Source organism: Jingyaoa shaoxingensis (assembly GCF_014385005.1).
Taxonomy (GTDB): domain Bacteria; phylum Bacillota; class Clostridia; order Lachnospirales; family Lachnospiraceae; genus Marvinbryantia; species Marvinbryantia shaoxingensis.
In genome coordinates this window covers 1-1,485 of the sequence record NZ_JACRSZ010000055.1, presented here as the reverse complement: position 1 = coordinate 1,485, position 1,485 = coordinate 1, and the positions used below count along the sequence as shown (strand labels likewise).

Here is a 1,485-nt window from a genome sequence, read left to right as displayed (position 1 = left end):
CGTTTCTGTGCTGCATACTGTTTTGCTTTCTCAAGGCTTTCCTGTTCTTTCTTTTCCAACTGGAGCATACGCTCCTCATAACTCTTTGTTGATCTTGCCATAAATATCATCGTCCTTTCATTTTTCTTCCAAACATAAGTTTCCTGTTGTCTGTCAGACGAAGTACATGGTATAATCTGCTTGCGTGTAGGTATATCATGGCTCCGGTCTGATAGAACCTTTTGCGGTTTCTTCGGGAACCGCTTTTTTAAGTTGAACCGTTTCTTGTGACTGCTTTCACATTTCCCTTATCCCTCAAGTCCCTGCCCTCGTTGGCTTCCATAAAGAGTTCCAGCATATCCGTTTTGATCAGGACTTTTCTTCCAACCTTCAATACCGGAAGTTTCTTCCACTCTACCAACTTTCGCAGGGTGTTCCTGCCAATTCCGGTATAATCAGCAGCTTCCTCAATAGATAAGGCGATCTTTCTTTGCGTCATATGACCACCTCCTTGTTAATTGCATTATGCAATTTTATTTGTGCTGTCAGTATAGCGTGTTTGCATCTTGTTGTCAAGCATTATGAAATTGTATTTCTTTTCTTTAAATTGCGTATTGCAATATACGTTGTTACGTGGTATAGTAATGACATACCGAAAAAGGAGGCACATCAGCATGAAAGATAAAGAACTACGCAAGCTAATCGGCAGCAGGGCAAAACAGCGCCGTCTCGAATTAAATCTGACACAGCCTTATGTCGCAGAGAAGATGGGAGTTACCGCTTCCACAATCCTGCGTTATGAGAATGGTTCGATTGACAATACCAAAAAGATGGTGCTGGAAGGTCTCTCGGAAGCACTTCATGTATCAATCGAATGGCTCAAAGGGGAAACCGATAAATATGAAACTGATATTACGGATAAGAAAGAATTGCAGATTCGTGATGCGATGGGCAACATTCTCAAACAGTTACCTCTTGACCTCAATAAAACAGAAGACGCTTTTTCTAAAGACTTACTGCTGTTAATGTTAAAGCAATATGAACTGTTTCTGGATTCGTTTCAGTTCGCCTGCAAAAATTACAAAGGCAGTACCAAAGATGCGGACATTGCCAAAGTAATGGGATTTGAATCGAAAGATGAATATAATGAGATTATGTTTCTTAGGGAGATCACACATACTGTCAACGCATTTAATGATATGGCGGATGTTGTAAGGCTCTATTCAAAGAAACCGGAAGCAGCAGAACAAAGGCTTGCCAATCTTTTATCCGAAGTTATGTATGAGGATTCTGAATCGGTATAGTAAGACAACCGGAGTTGTGATATACTTACACGCAAGAAGCATTTCAACAGTTCTGATTGTCGGATATCGAAAGGAGACATACGATTATGGCAAAAGGATCTGTTAGAAAAAAAGGAAAAAAATGGTACTATCGCTTCTATGTAGAAGATGCAAGCGGTAAAATGGTTCAGAAAGAATATGCTGGAACCGAAAGTAAAAGTGA

The 1,485-nt window shown here is 40.1% G+C and carries 2 protein-coding genes and 1 pseudogene; 1 reads left to right on the top strand and 2 read right to left on the bottom strand.

Annotated elements, in window-relative coordinates; all coding sequences use genetic code 11:
- Both H8716_RS17420 and H8716_RS17415 read right to left on the bottom strand, forming a co-directional pair.
- Nucleotides 1-101: pseudogene (locus H8716_RS17420) on the bottom strand (relaxasome subunit MobC); the annotation flags it as partial.
- Between the two features lie 146 nt (nt 102-247).
- Nucleotides 248-478 (bottom strand): helix-turn-helix domain-containing protein, encoded by a 231-nt coding sequence (locus H8716_RS17415; RefSeq protein WP_002578307.1) that lies wholly within the window; start codon nt 476-478, stop codon nt 248-250.
- Between the two features lie 175 nt (nt 479-653).
- Between H8716_RS17415 and H8716_RS17410 the strand changes: the two genes are divergently transcribed.
- The gene (locus tag H8716_RS17410; protein WP_249310225.1) at nt 654-1,283 is read left to right on the top strand and encodes a helix-turn-helix domain-containing protein; all 630 of its coding nucleotides are present in this window, start codon (nt 654-656) and stop codon (nt 1,281-1,283) included.
- Nucleotides 1,284-1,485 lie beyond the last annotated feature (202 nt).